Below are 18,081 nucleotides of genomic sequence, written 5' to 3'. Positions count from 1 at the left end.
TATTATCTTCTCAATTTACTATCTAATTCAACTATTCTGTCCGTTAGTTGAATGAATCCAGACGAAGAATTCTTGGATTATGTCTAATTGGAGGGGTAATACCATTGAGATAAAAAAGCTGCTAACTTAGCAGCTCTATGGGCATTTATTTTATCGACGATTCAGGCGTATATCTTTCAATAATCCCACTCTTTTAAATCCTGGATGAACTTGCTCGCAAAAACAAGTTCATTAGCAGTATACTTATCTAGAAAATTCATGAATCGTTCTTCAATTTCTTGATGGATTCGATGATGGATAACATAAACTTTTTGGCCTTTTGAAGTCAAACTATAATAGACTTCTTTTTTATTGTCATTAATCTGCTGTCTTTTAATCAAGGCCAGTTTTAGAAGTTTTTTGCTAATTCTTGTGATGGACCCTTTAGTTAATCCGGTTTTTTCTGAAATGGAGGTGACATTAATCGGTGAGAAATCTCCGATACATGCGATGAGGTGAATCTCCGACAAGGTCAAATTCCCCTTTTCGCCAAATTCCTTTTCGAATTTATGTAGTTCCTCACTCATTCTGACGGATAACTTGCTTTCCCTTATGTCCTGTTGACTCATAAGATGGATAAAGCTTTTAAAAATCCATTGTTTAGAAAGATCCATTGGCTGCATTCTCTTTGGTCTCCTCTATTCGCGTATCTCTCCTCATTATACATAATTGTTTCACAAAAAACATTTGATACGTTTATTTTTGGAACCTTGTAGACCAAAATATTCCTTAAATAGTCATAAGAGCTCCAATACAAAGCAAAAATGAATATACCCGCAAGGACGAACCGCCAAGCTGCTACCTAGGTGGGACTCATCACGGCTAAGGCTATTTCCCCGCGTTGAAATTTGCGCCCCAAAACGTAGCTGACATCGCGAGTGTAAGGTAAACAAACGGAACTTTTCTCATACCAACACCTCCCATAGAAAAAGCCCGGAAAGCGATGATTCAGCGGCTTCCGGACATTTTTTTATTTCCTTCAAAACAATAATAGTAAAAAACTTACCCTTTTCTGATACTCTTAATACCTTCCTTAATGCATTGTTCCAGTTCACTGTCTTGTTCGGAAATTGCCCATGCGATATATCCATCCGGACGAATCATTGCTGTGTGCACATTGTTCCAGTCCAGGGCTGGTTCCGCCAATATCGCACTAACACATGTGAAATGCTGATTGGGCAAACGACGAATGATGCCTTCCACGAGTTGATCATTAACGAGATTTAGCAATATGTATTTGCCTTCCCGGAAAAGTTCGTAACTGCTGAAGATATCGCCGTTTTCCTTACGCAGTTTGATCTCTGCAAGTCTGCGACCATTTAACGGATGTTCAGAAACTGTATCTAGCACTTTATAGCCAACATCCACGGCTGCAATTTGACTCGCTAAGCGGTAGTTTGCTTCAGGAATTTCCAATAAGTTGGATATCAATCTCCGCAGATCCATCGTAGTCGATGAAAAATCGTTACCAAATAGCAGCGTTTGTACACGTGTATTCCTAAGCAATGCTGAATTGACGGGAAAACGCTCTTCATGGTAACTATCGAGCAACCCTTCTGGTGCCCATCCTTTCACTTCCGCAGCCAATTTCCACCCAAGATTCATAGCCTCTTGCAGTCCCACATTCATACCTTGACCTCCGGCAGGGAAATGAATATGAGCAGCATCTCCTGCAAGGAATAGTCTTCCCTCCCTGTAGCGGTCAGCTTGTCGGGTAGCATTGCCAAAGCGAGTCATCCAGTACGGATCTGAAATCCCATAGTCGTCCCCTAACATGCGGAGCATTCCCGAACGTAGTTCCTCCAGCGTGACCGGTGTATCCTTAGGAATAGATTTTCGATCCGGATCGATAAAAACTACACGATGCAACTCTTTAGACACAGGAACGATCATGATCATTCCGTTCTCGTCAAAGCTGGAAACGACACTCGTTGCAGGCGGGCGTTTAAGCACAACGTCGCCTTGGACCGAAGTAAGTGTTACATCCGTTCCGTTAAAGGGAATATTCGCCTGTTTACGTACAATGCTTCCGGCTCCGTCTGCACCAACCACATATGCTGCTGTTAATGTCATTTCGCCTTCAGTTCCAGTGGCTACCACTTCTACATATTCTGAATTTGGTGAGATGTACGATACTTCCGTTCCTCGCCGTATGTCTGCACCTAGCTCTCTGGCTCTGCGCTCCAGTACCTTTTCGGTTTCGGATTGGGCAATAAACAATGAATAATTGGATGAAGAGTCGATGACCGTAAAGTCCAACCGAGTTTCCAAGCCTGCAAAATGCCCGGTCGGCAACGGTTTCCCGATCTTCAACAATTCCGTTTTTAAACCGCGCAAGTCCAGCATTTCTAATGTACGAGGATGGATACTAAGTGCTCTAGAGTATGGGGTGGTATCTTCTAATTTCTCCAAAATACAAACCTTGACGTCCGCCAAAGCGAGTTCCCCTGCCAACATCATGCCGACAGGTCCCCCGCCGATGATAATCACATCATAATTCATTTTCATATTTCTCCTCTCTTAGTTGGAAATCGATACAATTGCATCCAATTAAATTAGCCATTCCTCAAAATCAAGCGCCTGAACACCTATAAGGTACTAGCCGTTTTGGGCCATCCGTCGCCAAATACTTCAAATCCGGCTTGAAAGATCGAATCAACCAACCCAGGCTTATGGTTTACAACATAAATCCTCATTTGAACAATGCTCTTTGCTTCGGTATCAATGGCGACCAAAGCTAATTTCAGATTGGTAAAGACTTACTTGGCCTGAAACAGATAGCCATCCTTCCCGACTAGCTCGCCTTTTTCGTTTGAAGCCACTTGTCCGGAAATAAAAACTAACGGAGAAGCGGATGACGACTTGTGAAATGAGATCTGCCACTGTTTGTGTGAGGTACTCGAATTTATTCTTTTCATGCGCTTTCTCCTTATTTTATTGTTTTACACAAAACAAAAACTGTATATTGTTTTGAATGAAACAAAATTATATTAACATTAATATTAGATTTAGACAATATAGATTCTTTTAATTGTTTCGATAGAAACAATATATTATAAAATGATGAAGTAATATTCTGGGCTTTGACTTGCGTTCGTTCCCTCGGCATGGAACCAGAAATTGGTACCTTGAAACAGAATAAGCCGCTAATAAAACGACTTTGTATAGGTCAATTCCTTTAACATTCTCTTAGGCTACATCACAATTCTTTACCTCCCCATTTTCGTAATATTCGATGTACATTTTAGCTATTTTCATGATTATTTAAGTTCCCTTGTTAGCATATTTAACAGCTAATTCATTAAACTAACCTGCCCGTTAGCTTAATGGAACAGATAAATGTTCTAATCAACATTGGTACCTTGTTCTTAACCTTTTCAGCAATGGAACTGAGTTCTTGCCTTCAGAAAGCGAATTGTGCTTTTATCTCGCCACATAAGTTCAACCGGGGAACGGTCGTTTAGTTTTTTCTGAAAGCGGTTTTGGTTGTGGAACAGTATGTATTCGCCCACTTGCTGTTCAACCTCTGCTTTGTTTGCTGCCTTATTCAAGTATATTTTCTCTATCTTTAAGTGAGAAAAGAACGACTCGATACACGCATTATTTAGACAATTTCCACGCGGAAATCGGACTATGTTCTTGTCCATTCCGGCAATCGGTACAAGTTCTTGTCCTTGACTAGGGACAAGAACTTGTACCGATAAAACAAAAAAGCCGCTAAAATAGCGACTTCAATGGGAATATGTTCTTGTCCCCCGACACTTCACCATGGATGCCCAAGTTAAATCTATGGGGTCAGTATCTTTCATAGAAACTAAAGATTCTGAGACATTTTCAATTGACCAATCAATAATTTTATTAGGGTTTACACCTCTATATGCTGAACCTATGTAAACGATAACTTGTTGAGCGTTTTTTAAACAGTTGAACCATTTCTGAACTTGATTTCTAAACAACGGTATAGTGCCTACTGCACCTAAATCATCTTTGTACCTTAGCATTACTTGATCTTCTTTCATGTGAAGTTACCCAGTTCTATATATATTATCTGAAGCTACTAGTAACCTTCAAAATTCTCTTAAACTCGTTCAACAATTTTATGATCTGATAATATGACTATTCCCTCGATGAGATTGTTAGCCATTGTACTCGTTCAGTTTCTTCCATTGTTTCAATACTTTATCGCAATTTATTTTTTGCAATTATATTTTCAGGCTCAATTTTTAAGATGCAGATGTAACAAGCTCTTTCTTTTTCTTTTAAATGGATCAAACTATAAGTTTGAGCTAATAGTAACAAAATATCTATATCAATCGGGTCTAATGAAGAGGCATGTTCTAATAGTTTGATTGAGGCCTCATAATTGCCTTGTCTCTCAAGCAACTTACCTTTGAAATAAAGCGCAACAGTATTATTTGGATCAAAACTTAATATTGAATCTAAATAATATGCTGTTAATTCAAATTGATTTTCTTCAAGATGAATTTTTGCGATTTGTAACCTTACATCGTAATCTTCAGGTTCTGATATTAGGATCTTTTTAAAATCGATAATAGCTTCCTCTTTTTTTTCCATATGCTTTAACACTAATGCTTTGTTATACATTGCATTAGTTGATGACGGATCTATCTGTAAAGCCCACTGAAATTCGTCGAGCGCTTCTTGATTATTGCCCAATTCATGGAAAATTAATCCTAGGTTAATGTGGGCCTCTTCTTGATTAGTATTAAGTGCTAATGATTTTTGATAGTATTCTATTGCTTTCTTATATTCCTCCTTTTTTTGATAACAAAGGGCAATATAATACAAAGCATCTTCAGAATTTGAGTTTATCATTACTGCACGTTTACAAAAAATTAGTGCATCTTCAGTATTGCCTAATTGTAAATAGACATAACCTTTATTAAAGTATAATCTTTCCCATGTAGGGAATAGTCTAATTGCCCTGTCGTAAACTTCAATTGCGGCATTATATTCTTTTAACTCGGTAAGACATCTTCCCATGTAATTCAGTGTATCTGGGATATCTATATTATCATTGAGAGCTTTTTTAAAGTAAACTAATGCTTCATCATAATTACCTTCTTCATAGAGCTCTTCCCCTTGTTCAAAAAAAGTCATTTTTCGCATCTCCTTTTTATAATATTGACCTCAACAAATAAGTTGTTGAGGTCAATAATACAAAGATCAAATTAATAATTAATTATCGATACATGTCCAAATCATTCCAACTTCTGTTGTTATCATTTCTTGAGACATGTCCATTTGGCTCGGTTACTTTTACCAATTGGTCTGCACCGTTATATTCCATCGTGGTGAATTGATTCGCTGCATCTTCACTACTAACTTGATTGATCCCTTGTGAATCATATTTATAGACTGTTTTATTATCATCAGCATCCGTTGAAGAGGTTCTATTTCCATACGAGTCATAGGTATAACTCGTGCTTTGCGACAATGGATTTGTAACTTTAAGAAAATCACCAAATGTCTTGAATTCATAGGTCGTCTTTTGATTTAAGGCATCCGTATAACTCGTGCGGTTACTATAGTTATCATATGTCGAGATTTCCTTATGTTGTTCTGGATCCGTTGTACTCGTAATGTTACCATTGGCGTCATACGTGTTAATGGTATCATTACCTTTCGGATCAGTAATTACCAGCTGGTTATAATTATCATCCAAAGCAAAGCGGGTGACCCTTGATAACGAGTCGGTTATTTGGGTTACCACATAATTCAAATTAGAATTATATGTCGTTGTATTTCCATTCCGATCCGTAGCTGTTGACACGTAATTCGGCAAATCATATGAATATGTGGTTCCAGGTCGACTTGCTAAATCAGCATTTGCTCCGTCACCAAAAGGGTCTTGTACCTTCTGCAATAATTCATTATTGTACGTAAATGACGTTCTCCGTCCACTTGGATCTGTGACTGTCGTTAAGTGATGGCTCGAATCGTAGGAAAACTTGGTTCTTCGATAATTGGTTGCATCTAAATAAGCATCAACATTTGCCAGATTGCCAGCGGTATCATACCCGTAGTTAATTTTACGACCAGCGAAATCTGTGATACTAGAAATTTTCCCTGATGCATTGTAATTCATCGTAGTGACCCGATTGCTAGGATCTGTTATTGAAGTGAGTTGGTTTGAGCTGTTATATCCATATGATATTTTATTTCCATGGAGATCTTGTTCATACAACAACTTTCCGGTATACACTTCTGTATAACTATCACCATTTGCATCGAAATGCAATTTCGTACCATCCACCACGACCTTTTAGGCTTAGGTCATTATATTGGATAACATTATTACCTGTAGTCATATTCGTATAGCTTCGACCACCGACCAAGTCATGGCTATCGTATGTCCAATAATTTCAAGCCCAAGACGACTCCCGTTAAAATACGTAACAGACAGCATTGGGCGATTCGTTGCATTCAATGTAGAATCGCTCGAAATAAATTTTTTATACGAGTTTGTAGATTCAGATAAACTTTTTAACAAAATTCCGTAGTTTGCACTTCTCCATTTATGTATTTGGTTTGTGACATCCCATTTATAATTAACCCCGAGATCAGTTAGATAACTAACTTGGTTTGAATCAAATAAAGTGCTTTTGTAGTCGCCCCCCTTTTTAGTCCAAGCTGTTGTTCCATTTGTGGTGTTCCAATTTGCGCTTTCCTCTAACCTTGACTTGCTTAATTCGTATGCACCAATTTCAACATTAGTGTCTTTAGCCACGCTCGAAAGCCATAAATTCACATCGGCGCTTAAGATACTTGCACCCACTGGAATCGATGAAATTTAATAAAGATCGAATGACATTGGTTTGCGTGGAGTCTTTGTATAATCCAACGCCTAATGAAGTTTCGGTTCCACCGGTTTGTGTTGGGAAATAACTGCGGATGTTGGTGTCATTCCCGTCGGCTGCATTAGGCTGAAACCGAATAATTGTAGGATCAATCGTTACGGGATAGACCCTCTTAGGATTTTCAAGCCAGGCTCGGTCAGGAATGATGTCAACAAAATATGTAGAGCCTCTTTTAACCAATTTCATATTCACGTCATAGGAACGTGCTTCCTCAGGAATATCGTCAGATTGTTCTGTCTTCTTGTACCCTTCTGGAATATAGGAATCATACATAAATGGTTGTTCAATATAAAAGACTTTCAAGCGGCTTTTCTTATCAACAAAATAGATTTTCCCGGTACTATCTTGTTCCATATCCAAACCTTTTATTTTGAATTTATACGTGAACTTTACTGGCGAGGAAGCGGAAGGTGCCTTATCCAGAACAATATCTTCCTTTAATTTGCGGTCCTCAACTGTGTAATTTATATTGGTGTTGTCATACAAGTTATTGAAACTTAACTTATTATTCTTGTAAGAAGCAGCACCATCATGGGAACTTTTAACAAATCAAGAGTCGAGATTGTCAGATTGTGATGCGGGGTCCATTACAATGGATAAACCATCCATACCAATGGTAACTAGATTTGTTACTTTTATAATGAATAGGCTCTTGGTATATTTCTAGTTGTGGTGATTTTTTTTGATAGAGTAGCTGGATAGCCCCTGAAAAGGGGCTTCTTTTCACTCTGAATGTACTGTTAAATTCATTAATTAATGCCGTCGGCTTCATGTGGAACCGTAGTATAAGCAGAGTCATACTGAACTCGCGCCTCTACAACTTGAGTGTAATGTTCTCTTCCCCACTGCCTTAACTCTTTCATCGGCTGAAGCAATGTTTCCCCTAATGTTGTTAGTGAATATTCGACAATTAAAGGTACTGTAGGCATAATGTGTCGTTGAACCAAACCATCACGCTCCAGCTTGCGTAACGTCTGGGTAAGCATTTTTTTTGATATACCCTCAACCCTCCGTAACATTTCTCCATATCTGATTCTACCGTTTTCCATGGCATATATAACAAGTGCAGTCCACTTGCTAGAGATGATATCAAGAACTTTTCTATAGCCGCAATTGGATAACGAAATATCAGAGTGTTTAGTTGTATGTGCCAAACCGTTCCCCTCCCATGCACTATGAAATTCCCAGGACACTTTAAAGTGCCTACTTATATCATTTTATTATTTGCATTAATGTATGTCTATACCAGTACTGAGTGTACTAAATTCCTTCGAAGGTAGGTAAATAATATGACAAATATTATTAAAATGCGTCCTAAGCTATATGTATTGGATAACGGTCGAATGAGCATGGATAAAAATTGGATCATCTCCATGCATAATCCAGCAACCATTATTAATCCGAATGCCCAGACACAATTTGTTGAATTTCCAATCTATACGGTACTGATTGATCATCCTGAGGGAAAGATTTTGTTTGATACAGCCTGCAACCCAAACTCCATGGGCACTCAAGGGCGCTGGGCCCAGTCGACCCAACTGTCGTCTCCATGGGTAGCAAGCGAGGAATGTTACCTGCATAACCGGCTGGAGCAGCTTAAGGTTAGACCTGAGGAAATCAAGTATGTCGTTGCCTCCCACTTGCATCTGGACCATGCAGGATGCCTCGAATTGTTCACGAATGCGACCATTATCGTCCATGAGGATGAGTTTAACGGAGCACTGCAGACCTACGCCCGCAATGAAAAAGAAGGTGCCTATGTGTGGGCTGATATTGATGCATGGATCAAGAACCAGCTGCAATGGAAAACAATCAAACCGGGAGAAGACAATCTGGATTTGGTGGATGGTATCAAAATCTTGAATTTCGGGAGCGGTCATGCATGGGGAATGTTAGGTCTCCAGATCGATATGCCAGAAACCGGCGGAATCATTCTAGCTTCCGATGCCATCTATACTTCGGAAAGTTTTGGTCCTCCGGTCAAGCCACCTGGTATAATCTATGATTTGATCGGCTACCGAAACACAGTGGAGAAAATTCGTACTTTAGCTGCACGCACGAATTCCCAAGTCTGGTTCGGGCATGATGCGGATCAATTCAGAAGTTTGAGAAAATCTAATGAAGGATATTATGAATAACTCAACCTGGAAACGACAAGCCCGGAAAAGGCCTCCGTATCAAGGAGGGTATGTGTTCATCATTGAGCCCATGATCACCGAAGGCACATAATTCATGACACTTGATTCTGACGGCTGGACCGCACGGACGATGGACAACAAGCTCGCCGCTCAATACGAGCATACAATCGCCATCACAGCTGAAGGTCCACAAATTCTGACCGCGCAATAGAAAAAAAGAAGTCGACCAATGAAATGGTCGACTTCACAATGGATTAATTATGCTACTCAATCTCCGTCTAACAAGTATTATTCTCTACGCTAACCTGCTCGTTAGCTTAATGAATTAACGAGGAAAAGAACCGTTTAGTTATATGTCTAATCGGTAATCGGACCATGTTCTTGTCCATTTCGGTAATCGGTACAAGTTCTTGTCCTTGGCTCGGGACACGAACTTGTACCGATAAAATAAAAAAGCCGCTAAGGTCTCTCGACATCGGACAGCTCTGTAAATATAACACCCAGCACATATGCGCCCGCCTCAGGGTAACCCAGGCTGCGGTCGTCAACTGTGCCCGCGCGGCCCATGCGCCACAATGTCTTCTGTTTTCTTCGCACCTTCAACGGCTGCTGCACCTTTGGCAAATGCTGTTTTGAAGTCATCTCCGGACTCCGCACACTACGTCCAGGAATCGGCACACGGTACGAGTGTATCAATCAAGGTCTTATGCCTACTACAGCACCACGTCCGAAGGAACGCTCTCCCCTGGACTGAATACCTTGAACTGCTGCTTGTAACATTACAGCACATTCAGCAACTTTCAATTGCTGTTTATCCCTTAATGGTATTTTTGTTCTTACTGCTGTTACTGCTTTTGTGCTTTCACTTCATCCATCGTAGGATAATCTGTATAACCCTTACTTCCGGTACCAGCATATAAAGTATTACGATCAACTTCATTTAAAGGGAACCCTACTTTGAGACGTTCCACAAAATCTGGATTAGCCAAAGACCATACACCAACAGGTACCAGATCAGCTGTGCCACTATCAATATCTACACTAATATCATCAATGGCACGCCCTGCTCTGTTGACCAATAATGTGTTTGTCCAGCTTGTACGAATGTCTTGGAGAAGCTTCTCATTTCCAAGATGCATGACATGAAGGTAAGCTAAATCCAATTGAGCTAATTCCTTTACGAGGTGGAGATAAAGTTCAGAACCTTGTTCCCCATCTTGTATTCCTCCAAGAGGTGTTCCTGGCGAAATACGGAAGCCGGTTCTTTCTGCTCCAATTTCTTCGATAATGGCTTTCGCTACTTCGATCGCGAAGCGACTACGATTTTCTATAGAGCCTCCATATTCGTCTGTCCGTGTATTTGAATTCTCTCCAAGAAACTGATTAATCAGATAACCATTCGCTCCATGAATTTCGACGCCATCTGCTCCTGCTTTTATAGCCGCTGCTGCTGCTTTTCGGAAATCAGCAATGGTTGTTTGAATATCTTCTTTAGTTAACTCCCGCGGAACCGGGATATCCTGCATTCCTTTAGCGGTGAACATCTCCACACCTGGCGCGATTGCGGATGGAGCAACAGGTTGACGATGATGGGGTGTATTATCTGGATGCGACATGCGGCCCACATGCATTAACTGGATAAATATATGACCATCAGCTTTATGTACTGCATTCGTAATCTTATTCCAACCTTCTATATGCTTTTCAGTATAGATACCAGGTGAATTCAAGTAACCTTGCCCATCATCAGAAGGTTGTGTGCCTTCACTAATGATTAACCCCATCGATGCTCTTTGAGCATAGTAAAGGGAGCTTAGTTCACCCGGTGTACCGTCCTCTTCTGCTCTGCTACGTGTCATTGGTGCCATAGCTAAACGATGAGGCAATTCCATTTTTCCGATTTTTATTTTAGTCCACAATTTACTCATTTCGAACAACTCCTCTGTAGTTTAAATTAGTTTTTTATTTAGAAAGTTGTGGGTATAACGCTGATACGCCACCTGCAAGTGCACCTTGTAGCTTACGACTAATTTCATCTGCAATAATTTCAAAGCTGTCAGATTCTATGCCATCGATAGCTGTTTTCGCGATATCTGCAGGATTGGATTTAGGCATGTCTATGTTGGAAGTCATGTCTGTCTCCATATAGCCCACATGTAACCCCGCTACTCGGATATTTTGAGAGTGGAGATTTAAACGTAGGTCGTTCGTCAATGCCCATTCTGCAGCTTTTGCAGCCGTATAAGCGCCCACAGTACCCGAACTGTACCAAGACAATAAGGAAAGAATATTCAAAATCGAACCACCGCCGTTTTTAGTCATAATTGGTGCAAAAGAACGAACCATGGAAAGAGTACCAAAGAAATGTGTGTTAAATTCTAAATGTATTTGATCTAGGTCTCCTTCAAGTAAAGATGCACCTGTTGACGATCCGGCATTGTTTATTAGAAGTGTTACATCCTGAGCGATCTTAGCAGCTTCAATCACCTCTTGAGGATTGGTAATATCCAGTTTCACAGGGATTACACCCGGAATATCAATGCTTTCTGGATTTCTTGCTGCTGCATAAACTTTTGCTCCTCTGGATAGGAGTTCTAGCGTTAGGTATCGACCAAGACCTCGGTTGGCACCAGTGACAAATGCGACTTGTTCAGAAATTTTCATTTTTAATACTCCTTTAATTTTGTAGTTTATTTTTCCAAAACAACATTTTGTGTATTCTTCTTCCCATTGTGAAGATACAATTTCTTAGCTGAAGGAGGGATATGCTTTATAATATAAGAATGATCATTCTAAAATCAGCAAAAGAATGATCTCTTCAAGAAGAGAACTTTGTTGATTCACCATATTAAAACGACCATTCTAAAAAGAATATGCATTGATACACAGAGGACAATTAACCTATAAATATTTAGTTAAAAGTTTTATAGAGATATTGGCAGTACGCTGCAGGTTCTCTTTAGGAATGGAAGTTCTCGCCATTGCCCTTAACCCAATACCAACCGCATTCAGATGTGCTGCCAGTACTCCGGCATCATAATCTAGGGTCAATTCTCCATTCTTCTGTCCCCACAAAATAATATCCTTGAACAGTTGCTCTACTAGTGTAAATGATTCAGTGGCCTTTGAATCCACATCTACATCGCGCATAGCTAATTCCACAGCAGAATTCACCATTAAGCAACCAGAAGGTGTATCTTCATTCCCATATATCATGTAACTAATAATCAATTGAAGAGCCTCAACAGCCGTCTCAGAGCCTTTAACTATTCCTGCAAGCTCGCTATTTACTTTAGTTCGAAATCGATCCATTGCTTTCAGAAACAACGTATGTTTGTCGCCAAAGGTGTCATACAAACTTCTCCGATGGATGCCCATATGCTCAACTAGATCCGTCATTGATGTCTTTTCATAACCTTGTTCCCAAAAGAGCTTCATCGCCTTATCTAGTACTACATTTTCTTCAAATTCTTTGTAACGTCCCATGCTGGTTCCCTCCTCCCAAACTCAATATAACATATTGAGAACGATCGGTAAAGAATAAAAATGTAATGCTAATCCATTCAATATCACAAGCAATGAAAACGAACTATAGTCCGTAAAAAGTGTATAAGATTAGTTTTTCTTATTACCTTGCTTAAGAATCATTTGACCCCAAGTATGCGTGATAAAATCCGGGGCGAACTTCATTGAAAAGCGCATAACTTTGGTAAAACCTGCGTTCACGCGTAGTTTATTTCTCAACATGCCTTTAATACCAACATTAACAAGCTTTGTTAAGGGGAAAGAGATCAATTTATTCATCAATCCTTCATCATAAGTGTCCGTGAGATTGGTTTCAGAGATAACTGGTGGACAAAGCTCCATCACATGAATATTTTTTCCTTTGTAACGGATTTGTTCACGTAATGCATCACTAAACATGTGTATGCCAGCCTTCGTTGCAGAATAAGTCGGTGCGTTGGCTACTGTAATATTAGCAAGTAGTGAAGTAACGTTGACAATCATTGCCTCTCTTTGTTTGGCTAACAGAGGCAACAAAGCCTTAGTCACATAAATTGTACCATTCAAGTTTGTGTTGATTTCCGAAATAAGATACTCGTAGGTAATACTTTCATCGAATAAGTCAAACTCGTTTATGATTCCAGCATTATTAAAAACAATATCCAGTTTGGGATAATGTATAGCTAATTCTTTGGCAAGTCGCTCAACGCTTTTAGCATCACTAACATCAGCTACCATCCCAATAATTCCAGGATTGTTCTTTACTGCTTGACCAATGCGTTTTTGTGAGCGCCCTGTGATGATCACTGTGTTTCCCATCTCATGAAAACGTTTTGCAAAAGCAGAGCCAATTCCAGACGTGCCACCTGTCACCAGTATCGTTCTATTATTCAATTTCATTCTTCATCATCTACTTTCAATATGACTTTCCCTTGACTATGGCCAGTTGCAATCTTAGTGATTGCGGCATTCACTTGATCAAAGGGGTACTCAGAATCGATCACCGGCTTAGATTTTGTTTTTTCAAGATACTGTGTGAAAGCTGCTAATTGCTTGCCACTTGGTTGAACGTACATGAAATCGTAACTTTTCTTATGCCATTTCGCTAGCCCATCAAAAGGCAACCCCAGTAAACTGAAAAGAATCTTCTTCGCCTTTGACAAGTCTGCGCTTCTATTAGCGAAACGGGCATTGGGACCAGCGCTTAAACGACAATAATTTACCACCGGGCTTTAGTATCTTAATTTGTTTACTAATTTCACTGGCGCCCCGGGTATCAATAACATAATCATAGCCTCTCAGTATGTGAGTATAGTCCTGCGTTTCATAGTCGATAAACTCATCTGCACCGAGTCGATTGGCCAAATCACGCGCTGATCCACTACCACTGACGGTCACAAACAGTCCTTGTGACTTCGCGTAAGGTATGGCAATTTGTCCAAAGCCCCCCGTACCTCCAGAGACAAATAATTTACTGCCTTGTTGAGCACCTAAAATATCTAGTGATTGGATGATCGTCAAAGCAGACAATGGTACGGCCGCTGCTTCTGTAAAGGAATGATTAGCTGGTATTTTAGCCACAATAGATGCATCTACTGCGACATATTCAGCGAACGCTCCCATTGTATCTAGCGGTGGCATAGTGTACACGAGATCACCTGTTTTGAAATTTTGGACACCGGTGCCGACTTCAACCACAACTCCAGCCAACTCGTTGCCTAGAGTCAATGGAAAGTTGTAATGATCGAACAACTTAACTTTTCCTGTAATCGCCAAGACAAGGTGTGGATCAACACCGGCTGCCTTAGTCTTGATCAGAACCTGAGTTGATGTGATTGATGGAATATCGATTGAGTTGATTTTCACTTCAAGTGTTTTGGAATATCTAGAAATTTGTGCAGCTTTCATTAGGTGCTCTCCTTAAAATCGGATAATGACTTTTCCTTTAGGATGACCAGTCGCAACAAGCTTCAGAGCCTCATTAATATCTTCAATGTGGAATTCAGTCGGGTCCACCGCTGGTACAATCCCGTTATCTTCAATAATCTTGGTGATTTTCTTTAATTGTTCACCATCACTGCGAACAAAAATGAAATGATATTGAATATTCTTTTTCTTCGCTTTGTAATCATATTTAGCCCCAGCAATGGTGAAGAGTTTCTGTTTCCAACCTGACAAGCCTAGATTTTGGGCAAACCGTTTGTTAGGACCGGTTCGCAGAGAAAGAAGGCGACCTCCTGCTTTAATAATTGAAAGTTCATGATTAAATTCGCTTGGTCCCAAGGTATCAATCACATAATCAACATCACTAAGCTGTTCCCAATAGTTCTCAATCGTGTAATCAATGTATCGGTCTGCTCCAGCCGCTATAGTCCGTTCACACGCTTGCGTATTTCCACTGACGATGACCTCAAGCCCCATGCTTTTGGCAATAGGAATGGCCATTTGGCCAAATGACCCAGACCCTCCGGGGATAAACACAGTTTCGCCAGATTTGGCTGCTAATTCTTCATGCAAACCTTGATAGGCAGTTAAACCGGTTAATGGTGCAGCAGCCCCAGTTACAAAATCAAGATTAGAGGGTAAATGTCCGATAGCATCCACATTAATTGCCGCATATTCCGCAAAAGCGCCAATTTTTTGTAATGGTAGGCGTGAATAAATGGCATCGCCAACGTTGAACCCCTGAACCTTCTTTCCGACTTTCTCAATAACACCCGTCAGTTCGTTTCCGAGGATCAAAGGGAACTCATAATCCTGAATCAGCTTCACACTCCCAGTACCGATGAGTAATTCTAAATGATTAACTGCCGCCGCTTTCACCTTGACCAAGACTTCGTTATCATTTATATCTGGGACTGGAATATCATTAATTTCTACTATGAAATTTTTTGAGTATTTGGTAATCTGTGCTGCTTTCATATTTAATGGCCTCCTATGCACTGAATAATATGCAAGTAACTTTTTTTCGATTTTGTAACTTGCATAACCAGCATAATATCGTTGGTTACAAAAGTCAATAATTGTTGCTCATTCTTCTTTGTGCTAACATATAGGTATATATACAAACAGATATTAAAGGATTTTCATCAGAAAGAAGGGTTGGCAACACGGTGACGCGGGTGCTTGAAGGCAAATGATTTTGCTTAAAAACCCCAATAATCACCTGCCAAAATTCATGGCTAAAATCACACAAGAGCTTATTATTGAAACAGCAGAAGCGTTAATTAAACGCACGGAAAAATCTGAAGTGACACTCTCTCAAATTGCGGATGAATTAAATATCACCCATGCAGCGCTTTATAAACACTTTAAAAACAAACAGGAGCTCTGGGCAGCCGTATCTAAGAGCTGGTTCAACCGAATGATTTCAGAACAAATCAAATTAGATATGAATAATTTGATCAATACACAAGACTTGCTCCACGATTGGCTCTGGGCATTTGTTAACGCCAAAAAACGCGCGTATAACGAGAATCCACAAATGTTCGCCCTGAATACACAATACGTCGATAGCAATCCACAAGTGTTACGCGACGTTCTGTGGGATTCCTACCAAATTATTGACAGATTGATGCACTATCACGATCCCTACTTAGAACGTGCAGAGGCGATCCTATCTGCGTTTGCGGTGTTTAGCCTCCCGTCCTTCAAAGAATCCTGGAATTTACCAGACTATCAAGACAGGTTCGAACGCATCTGGAGTTTAATCAAACATGGGCTTTAAATCAAGACTACTTGATAGAATGTGTAGTTTTGCAGATATCGAGCTAAAAGTTTTCCAGAGAGTACCTTTAAGTACAGACGAAGAACGTCAAATTATGCTAATTGAATCAAAAAATACACACCACGTAGCGCAATTGACATTATCAGTTCATTAACATCCGAAATGGCGAAACGTTATGGTTTTATCTATGTTGACCAGAATGATGATGGCAGAGGAATCTTAAACAAAAAGATTCATTTTATTGGTATTGGTATCAGAGAGTTATTCAAAGTAACGGAGAAGAACTTCAACTATTGCTTTTCTCGCAAAGCTGAAAAAGACCAAGGATTATTCCTTGGTCTGTTGTTTATTTCAAGAGACATTTGACACACAACAAATTCTTGGTGTGGATAATCTCATATCTGTTAAAATGGAGCTGGGAGTATGACTACACCTAAATTCAAGAGTCCAAATGTATTAGATTTAGTCTTTTGGCTCATCAATTTCATACTTGTCCAAGAGAACTTCACACTCTTCCTTTACAGTGTCCGATCGCTGAATAGCTAAACGCTGAACCAGATCTTTAACTATATCTTCTACATCGAACGTACTAATCCCTAGTTTACAGAAATTTCCTTTCGATTGCTACGAGTGCTACGATTGCGTATTTTTTCGATTGCTACGGCCTCTTTCCTTGTAAGAATCATATATACCCTGCTTTCGGATGATTTGAATTGCGAACCGAAATTCATAATCAAAACGGTACGTGGCCCAAATTTAATGTTTATCTCTTATAGAATATCAATGATGTCACTAAAATGGATACTGGCAGGACCGTCTTTACTCTTACCTTAATTGATTTTATATCTACCCTGCAATTTGAAAACTACTGAGGAACATATTCCGTCTGGGTCTATTTGAGAACCCGTATCTGGATCCAGAGGTGAGTTTCGAAATCGTAGGCAATGCTGAATATATGCGTGAGGGGTATGAAGCTCAGCTGAAATCGATCGTAATGCTGAAGAATAAAAGCAATATACTTCCGCTTAAAACGAGAAGCAAAATATTTATTCCGCAGCGCTATCTTGCTGCAAGCAAGGATTGGTTCGGCAACCCGATTCCGGAGCGCACAGAGTACCTCGTGAACTTGGATATCGTCTCAAAATATTTTGATGTAACGGATCAACCGGACGAAGCAGAGGTTGGACTCGTATTTATAAGCACATCGAAATCGGGCACCGGCTACAGCAAGGAGGATGAATTGCATGGCGGCAACGGATAGGTCCGATCAGCCTTCAATACGGAACGTATATAGCAGAGCATACGCGTGAGCATAGTCTGGCAGGTCATGCATCTGATATAGATGGAAATCGATCATATAAGGGCAAATCTGTAACACCGCAAAACACGAAGGACCTAGATATCGTACTTGATACTAAAGCCAAATTGAACGTGAAAAACATCATCGTCTCTATGCTGTTATCTAACCCGACCGTAGTGTAAGAGTTTGAATCAGAGGCTGATGCCATTCTTGCCAACTTTGGCGTGCAGGATCCTGCCATTATGGAAATACTGACTGGTGTCAGGGAACCATCCGGTCTTCTTCCGATGCAAGTGCCGGCTAATATGCGCACCGTAGAGGAACAGTTGGAGGATGTAGCTCATGATATGGAATGTCATGTTGACAGTGAGAATAATGTATACGATTTCGGCTTTGGCCTGAATTTCAGCGGTGTCATTCAAGATGAACGGACGGAGAGGTATGTTAGAAGGTCAGCTAAGGTATAAGAGCTGAATCAATCATAACTTAAAC

Annotated in this window: 19 protein-coding genes and 3 pseudogenes; 4 read left to right on the top strand and 18 right to left on the bottom strand. The window is 40.1% G+C overall.

What is annotated here, in order from left to right; genetic code table 11:
* Nucleotides 1–176: 176 nt before the first annotated feature.
* The 10 genes from ACFVQB_RS19785 to ACFVQB_RS19740 form a co-directional block, all read right to left on the bottom strand.
* Complete coding sequence (locus tag ACFVQB_RS19785; RefSeq protein WP_379442579.1) at nucleotides 177–662, bottom strand: MarR family transcriptional regulator; 486 nt, start codon at nucleotides 660–662, stop codon at nucleotides 177–179.
* A gap of 379 nt (nucleotides 663–1,041) precedes the next feature.
* The gene (locus ACFVQB_RS19780; protein WP_379442576.1) at nucleotides 1,042–2,541 is read right to left on the bottom strand and encodes a monooxygenase; all 1,500 of its coding nucleotides are present in this window, start codon (nucleotides 2,539–2,541) and stop codon (nucleotides 1,042–1,044) included.
* A gap of 257 nt (nucleotides 2,542–2,798) precedes the next feature.
* Nucleotides 2,799–2,957, bottom strand: coding sequence for a hypothetical protein (locus ACFVQB_RS19775; protein ID WP_379442572.1), 159 nt, complete (start codon nucleotides 2,955–2,957; stop codon nucleotides 2,799–2,801).
* A gap of 459 nt (nucleotides 2,958–3,416) precedes the next feature.
* Complete coding sequence (locus ACFVQB_RS19770; protein ID WP_379442569.1) at nucleotides 3,417–3,686, bottom strand: IS3 family transposase; 270 nt, start codon at nucleotides 3,684–3,686, stop codon at nucleotides 3,417–3,419.
* 84 nt (nucleotides 3,687–3,770) lie between these two features.
* Nucleotides 3,771–4,058 (bottom strand): hypothetical protein, encoded by a 288-nt coding sequence (locus ACFVQB_RS19765; protein WP_379442566.1) that lies wholly within the window; start codon nucleotides 4,056–4,058, stop codon nucleotides 3,771–3,773.
* 160 nt (nucleotides 4,059–4,218) lie between these two features.
* Nucleotides 4,219–5,160, bottom strand: a complete 942-nt coding sequence (locus ACFVQB_RS19760) for a tetratricopeptide repeat protein (protein ID WP_379442562.1) — start codon at nucleotides 5,158–5,160, stop codon at nucleotides 4,219–4,221.
* A gap of 82 nt (nucleotides 5,161–5,242) precedes the next feature.
* Nucleotides 5,243–6,301 (bottom strand): hypothetical protein, encoded by a 1,059-nt coding sequence (locus ACFVQB_RS19755; protein ID WP_379442558.1) that lies wholly within the window; start codon nucleotides 6,299–6,301, stop codon nucleotides 5,243–5,245.
* A gap of 66 nt (nucleotides 6,302–6,367) precedes the next feature.
* On the bottom strand, nucleotides 6,368–6,811 hold the full coding sequence (locus ACFVQB_RS19750) for a DNRLRE domain-containing protein (protein WP_379442554.1): 444 nt from the start codon (nucleotides 6,809–6,811) through the stop codon (nucleotides 6,368–6,370).
* Entirely contained in the window at nucleotides 6,783–7,274 is a 492-nt protein-coding gene (locus ACFVQB_RS19745) for a hypothetical protein (RefSeq protein ID WP_379442551.1), read from the bottom strand. Before ACFVQB_RS19745 ends, ACFVQB_RS19750 begins: the two co-directional genes overlap by 29 nt.
* Nucleotides 7,275–7,669: 395 nt before the next feature.
* Nucleotides 7,670–8,074 (bottom strand): winged helix-turn-helix transcriptional regulator, encoded by a 405-nt coding sequence (locus ACFVQB_RS19740; protein WP_379442548.1) that lies wholly within the window; start codon nucleotides 8,072–8,074, stop codon nucleotides 7,670–7,672.
* 135 nt (nucleotides 8,075–8,209) lie between these two features.
* Between ACFVQB_RS19740 and ahlS the strand changes: the two genes are divergently transcribed.
* Together ahlS and ACFVQB_RS19730 are read left to right on the top strand one after the other, a co-directional pair.
* On the top strand, nucleotides 8,210–9,058 hold the full coding sequence (gene ahlS, locus ACFVQB_RS19735) for an AhlS family quorum-quenching N-acyl homoserine lactonase (protein ID WP_379442545.1): 849 nt from the start codon (nucleotides 8,210–8,212) through the stop codon (nucleotides 9,056–9,058).
* A 17-nt stretch (nucleotides 9,059–9,075) separates the two neighbouring features.
* Nucleotides 9,076–9,269: pseudogene (locus tag ACFVQB_RS19730) on the top strand (type I methionyl aminopeptidase); the annotation flags it as partial.
* 248 nt (nucleotides 9,270–9,517) lie between these two features.
* On the opposite strand, the pseudogene ACFVQB_RS19725 reads toward ACFVQB_RS19730, so the two are convergent.
* From ACFVQB_RS19725 to ACFVQB_RS19690, 8 genes and pseudogenes are all read right to left on the bottom strand, one after another.
* Nucleotides 9,518–9,874: pseudogene (locus ACFVQB_RS19725) on the bottom strand (DAK2 domain-containing protein); the annotation flags it as partial.
* A 29-nt stretch (nucleotides 9,875–9,903) separates the two neighbouring features.
* Nucleotides 9,904–10,986, bottom strand: coding sequence for an alkene reductase (locus ACFVQB_RS19720; RefSeq protein WP_379442541.1), 1,083 nt, complete (start codon nucleotides 10,984–10,986; stop codon nucleotides 9,904–9,906).
* Between the two features lie 34 nt (nucleotides 10,987–11,020).
* Entirely contained in the window at nucleotides 11,021–11,722 is a 702-nt protein-coding gene (locus tag ACFVQB_RS19715) for an SDR family oxidoreductase (RefSeq protein ID WP_379442537.1), read from the bottom strand.
* A 237-nt stretch (nucleotides 11,723–11,959) separates the two neighbouring features.
* Nucleotides 11,960–12,544, bottom strand: coding sequence for a TetR/AcrR family transcriptional regulator (locus ACFVQB_RS19710; protein ID WP_379442533.1), 585 nt, complete (start codon nucleotides 12,542–12,544; stop codon nucleotides 11,960–11,962).
* A 129-nt stretch (nucleotides 12,545–12,673) separates the two neighbouring features.
* Complete coding sequence (locus ACFVQB_RS19705) at nucleotides 12,674–13,462, bottom strand: SDR family oxidoreductase (protein WP_379442529.1); 789 nt, start codon at nucleotides 13,460–13,462, stop codon at nucleotides 12,674–12,676.
* A complete protein-coding gene (locus ACFVQB_RS19700) occupies nucleotides 13,459–13,725 on the bottom strand; it encodes a zinc-binding dehydrogenase (RefSeq protein WP_379442526.1) in 267 nt (88 codons plus the stop codon). The genes ACFVQB_RS19705 and ACFVQB_RS19700 overlap by 4 nt, the downstream gene beginning before the upstream one ends.
* A gap of 13 nt (nucleotides 13,726–13,738) precedes the next feature.
* Nucleotides 13,739–14,470, bottom strand: coding sequence for an NADP-dependent oxidoreductase (locus ACFVQB_RS19695; protein ID WP_379442522.1), 732 nt, complete (start codon nucleotides 14,468–14,470; stop codon nucleotides 13,739–13,741).
* A gap of 12 nt (nucleotides 14,471–14,482) precedes the next feature.
* The gene (locus tag ACFVQB_RS19690; RefSeq protein WP_379442518.1) at nucleotides 14,483–15,484 is read right to left on the bottom strand and encodes an NADP-dependent oxidoreductase; all 1,002 of its coding nucleotides are present in this window, start codon (nucleotides 15,482–15,484) and stop codon (nucleotides 14,483–14,485) included.
* Between the two features lie 214 nt (nucleotides 15,485–15,698).
* On the opposite strand from ACFVQB_RS19690, the gene ACFVQB_RS19685 reads away from it, so the two are divergent.
* Entirely contained in the window at nucleotides 15,699–16,289 is a 591-nt protein-coding gene (locus ACFVQB_RS19685) for a TetR/AcrR family transcriptional regulator (RefSeq protein ID WP_379442512.1), read from the top strand.
* Between the two features lie 862 nt (nucleotides 16,290–17,151).
* Nucleotides 17,152–18,056: pseudogene (locus ACFVQB_RS19680) on the top strand (glycoside hydrolase family 3 C-terminal domain-containing protein); the annotation flags it as partial.
* Nucleotides 18,057–18,081: the final 25 nt, after the last annotated feature.

This window comes from Paenibacillus sp. NPDC057886, from assembly GCF_042796655.1.
Lineage (GTDB): Bacteria > Bacillota > Bacilli > Paenibacillales > Paenibacillaceae > Paenibacillus.
Note: the sequence above shows the minus strand (reverse complement) of the source record. Positions and strands in the feature narration are given on the sequence as shown.

Excerpts from the sequence above, each read along its gene's own strand:
- ACFVQB_RS19785 (WP_379442579.1), bottom strand. The coding sequence starts at position 662 with ATGCAGCCAATGGATCTTTCTAAACAATGGATTTTTAAAAGCTTTATC.
- ACFVQB_RS19780 (WP_379442576.1), bottom strand. The coding sequence starts at position 2,541 with ATGAATTATGATGTGATTATCATCGGCGGGGGACCTGTCGGCATGATG.
- ACFVQB_RS19775 (WP_379442572.1), bottom strand. The coding sequence starts at position 2,957 with ATGAAAAGAATAAATTCGAGTACCTCACACAAACAGTGGCAGATCTCA.
- ACFVQB_RS19770 (WP_379442569.1), bottom strand. The coding sequence starts at position 3,686 with ATGGACAAGAACATAGTCCGATTTCCGCGTGGAAATTGTCTAAATAAT.
- ACFVQB_RS19765 (WP_379442566.1), bottom strand. The coding sequence starts at position 4,058 with ATGAAAGAAGATCAAGTAATGCTAAGGTACAAAGATGATTTAGGTGCA.
- ACFVQB_RS19760 (WP_379442562.1), bottom strand. The coding sequence starts at position 5,160 with ATGACTTTTTTTGAACAAGGGGAAGAGCTCTATGAAGAAGGTAATTAT.
- ACFVQB_RS19745 (WP_379442551.1), bottom strand. The coding sequence starts at position 7,274 with ATGGAACAAGATAGTACCGGGAAAATCTATTTTGTTGATAAGAAAAGC.
- ahlS (WP_379442545.1), top strand. The coding sequence starts at position 8,210 with ATGACAAATATTATTAAAATGCGTCCTAAGCTATATGTATTGGATAAC.
- ACFVQB_RS19720 (WP_379442541.1), bottom strand. The coding sequence starts at position 10,986 with ATGAGTAAATTGTGGACTAAAATAAAAATCGGAAAAATGGAATTGCCT.
- ACFVQB_RS19715 (WP_379442537.1), bottom strand. The coding sequence starts at position 11,722 with ATGAAAATTTCTGAACAAGTCGCATTTGTCACTGGTGCCAACCGAGGT.
- ACFVQB_RS19710 (WP_379442533.1), bottom strand. The coding sequence starts at position 12,544 with ATGGGACGTTACAAAGAATTTGAAGAAAATGTAGTACTAGATAAGGCG.
- ACFVQB_RS19705 (WP_379442529.1), bottom strand. The coding sequence starts at position 13,462 with ATGAAATTGAATAATAGAACGATACTGGTGACAGGTGGCACGTCTGGA.
- ACFVQB_RS19695 (WP_379442522.1), bottom strand. The coding sequence starts at position 14,470 with ATGAAAGCTGCACAAATTTCTAGATATTCCAAAACACTTGAAGTGAAA.
- ACFVQB_RS19690 (WP_379442518.1), bottom strand. The coding sequence starts at position 15,484 with ATGAAAGCAGCACAGATTACCAAATACTCAAAAAATTTCATAGTAGAA.
- ACFVQB_RS19685 (WP_379442512.1), top strand. The coding sequence starts at position 15,699 with ATGATTTTGCTTAAAAACCCCAATAATCACCTGCCAAAATTCATGGCT.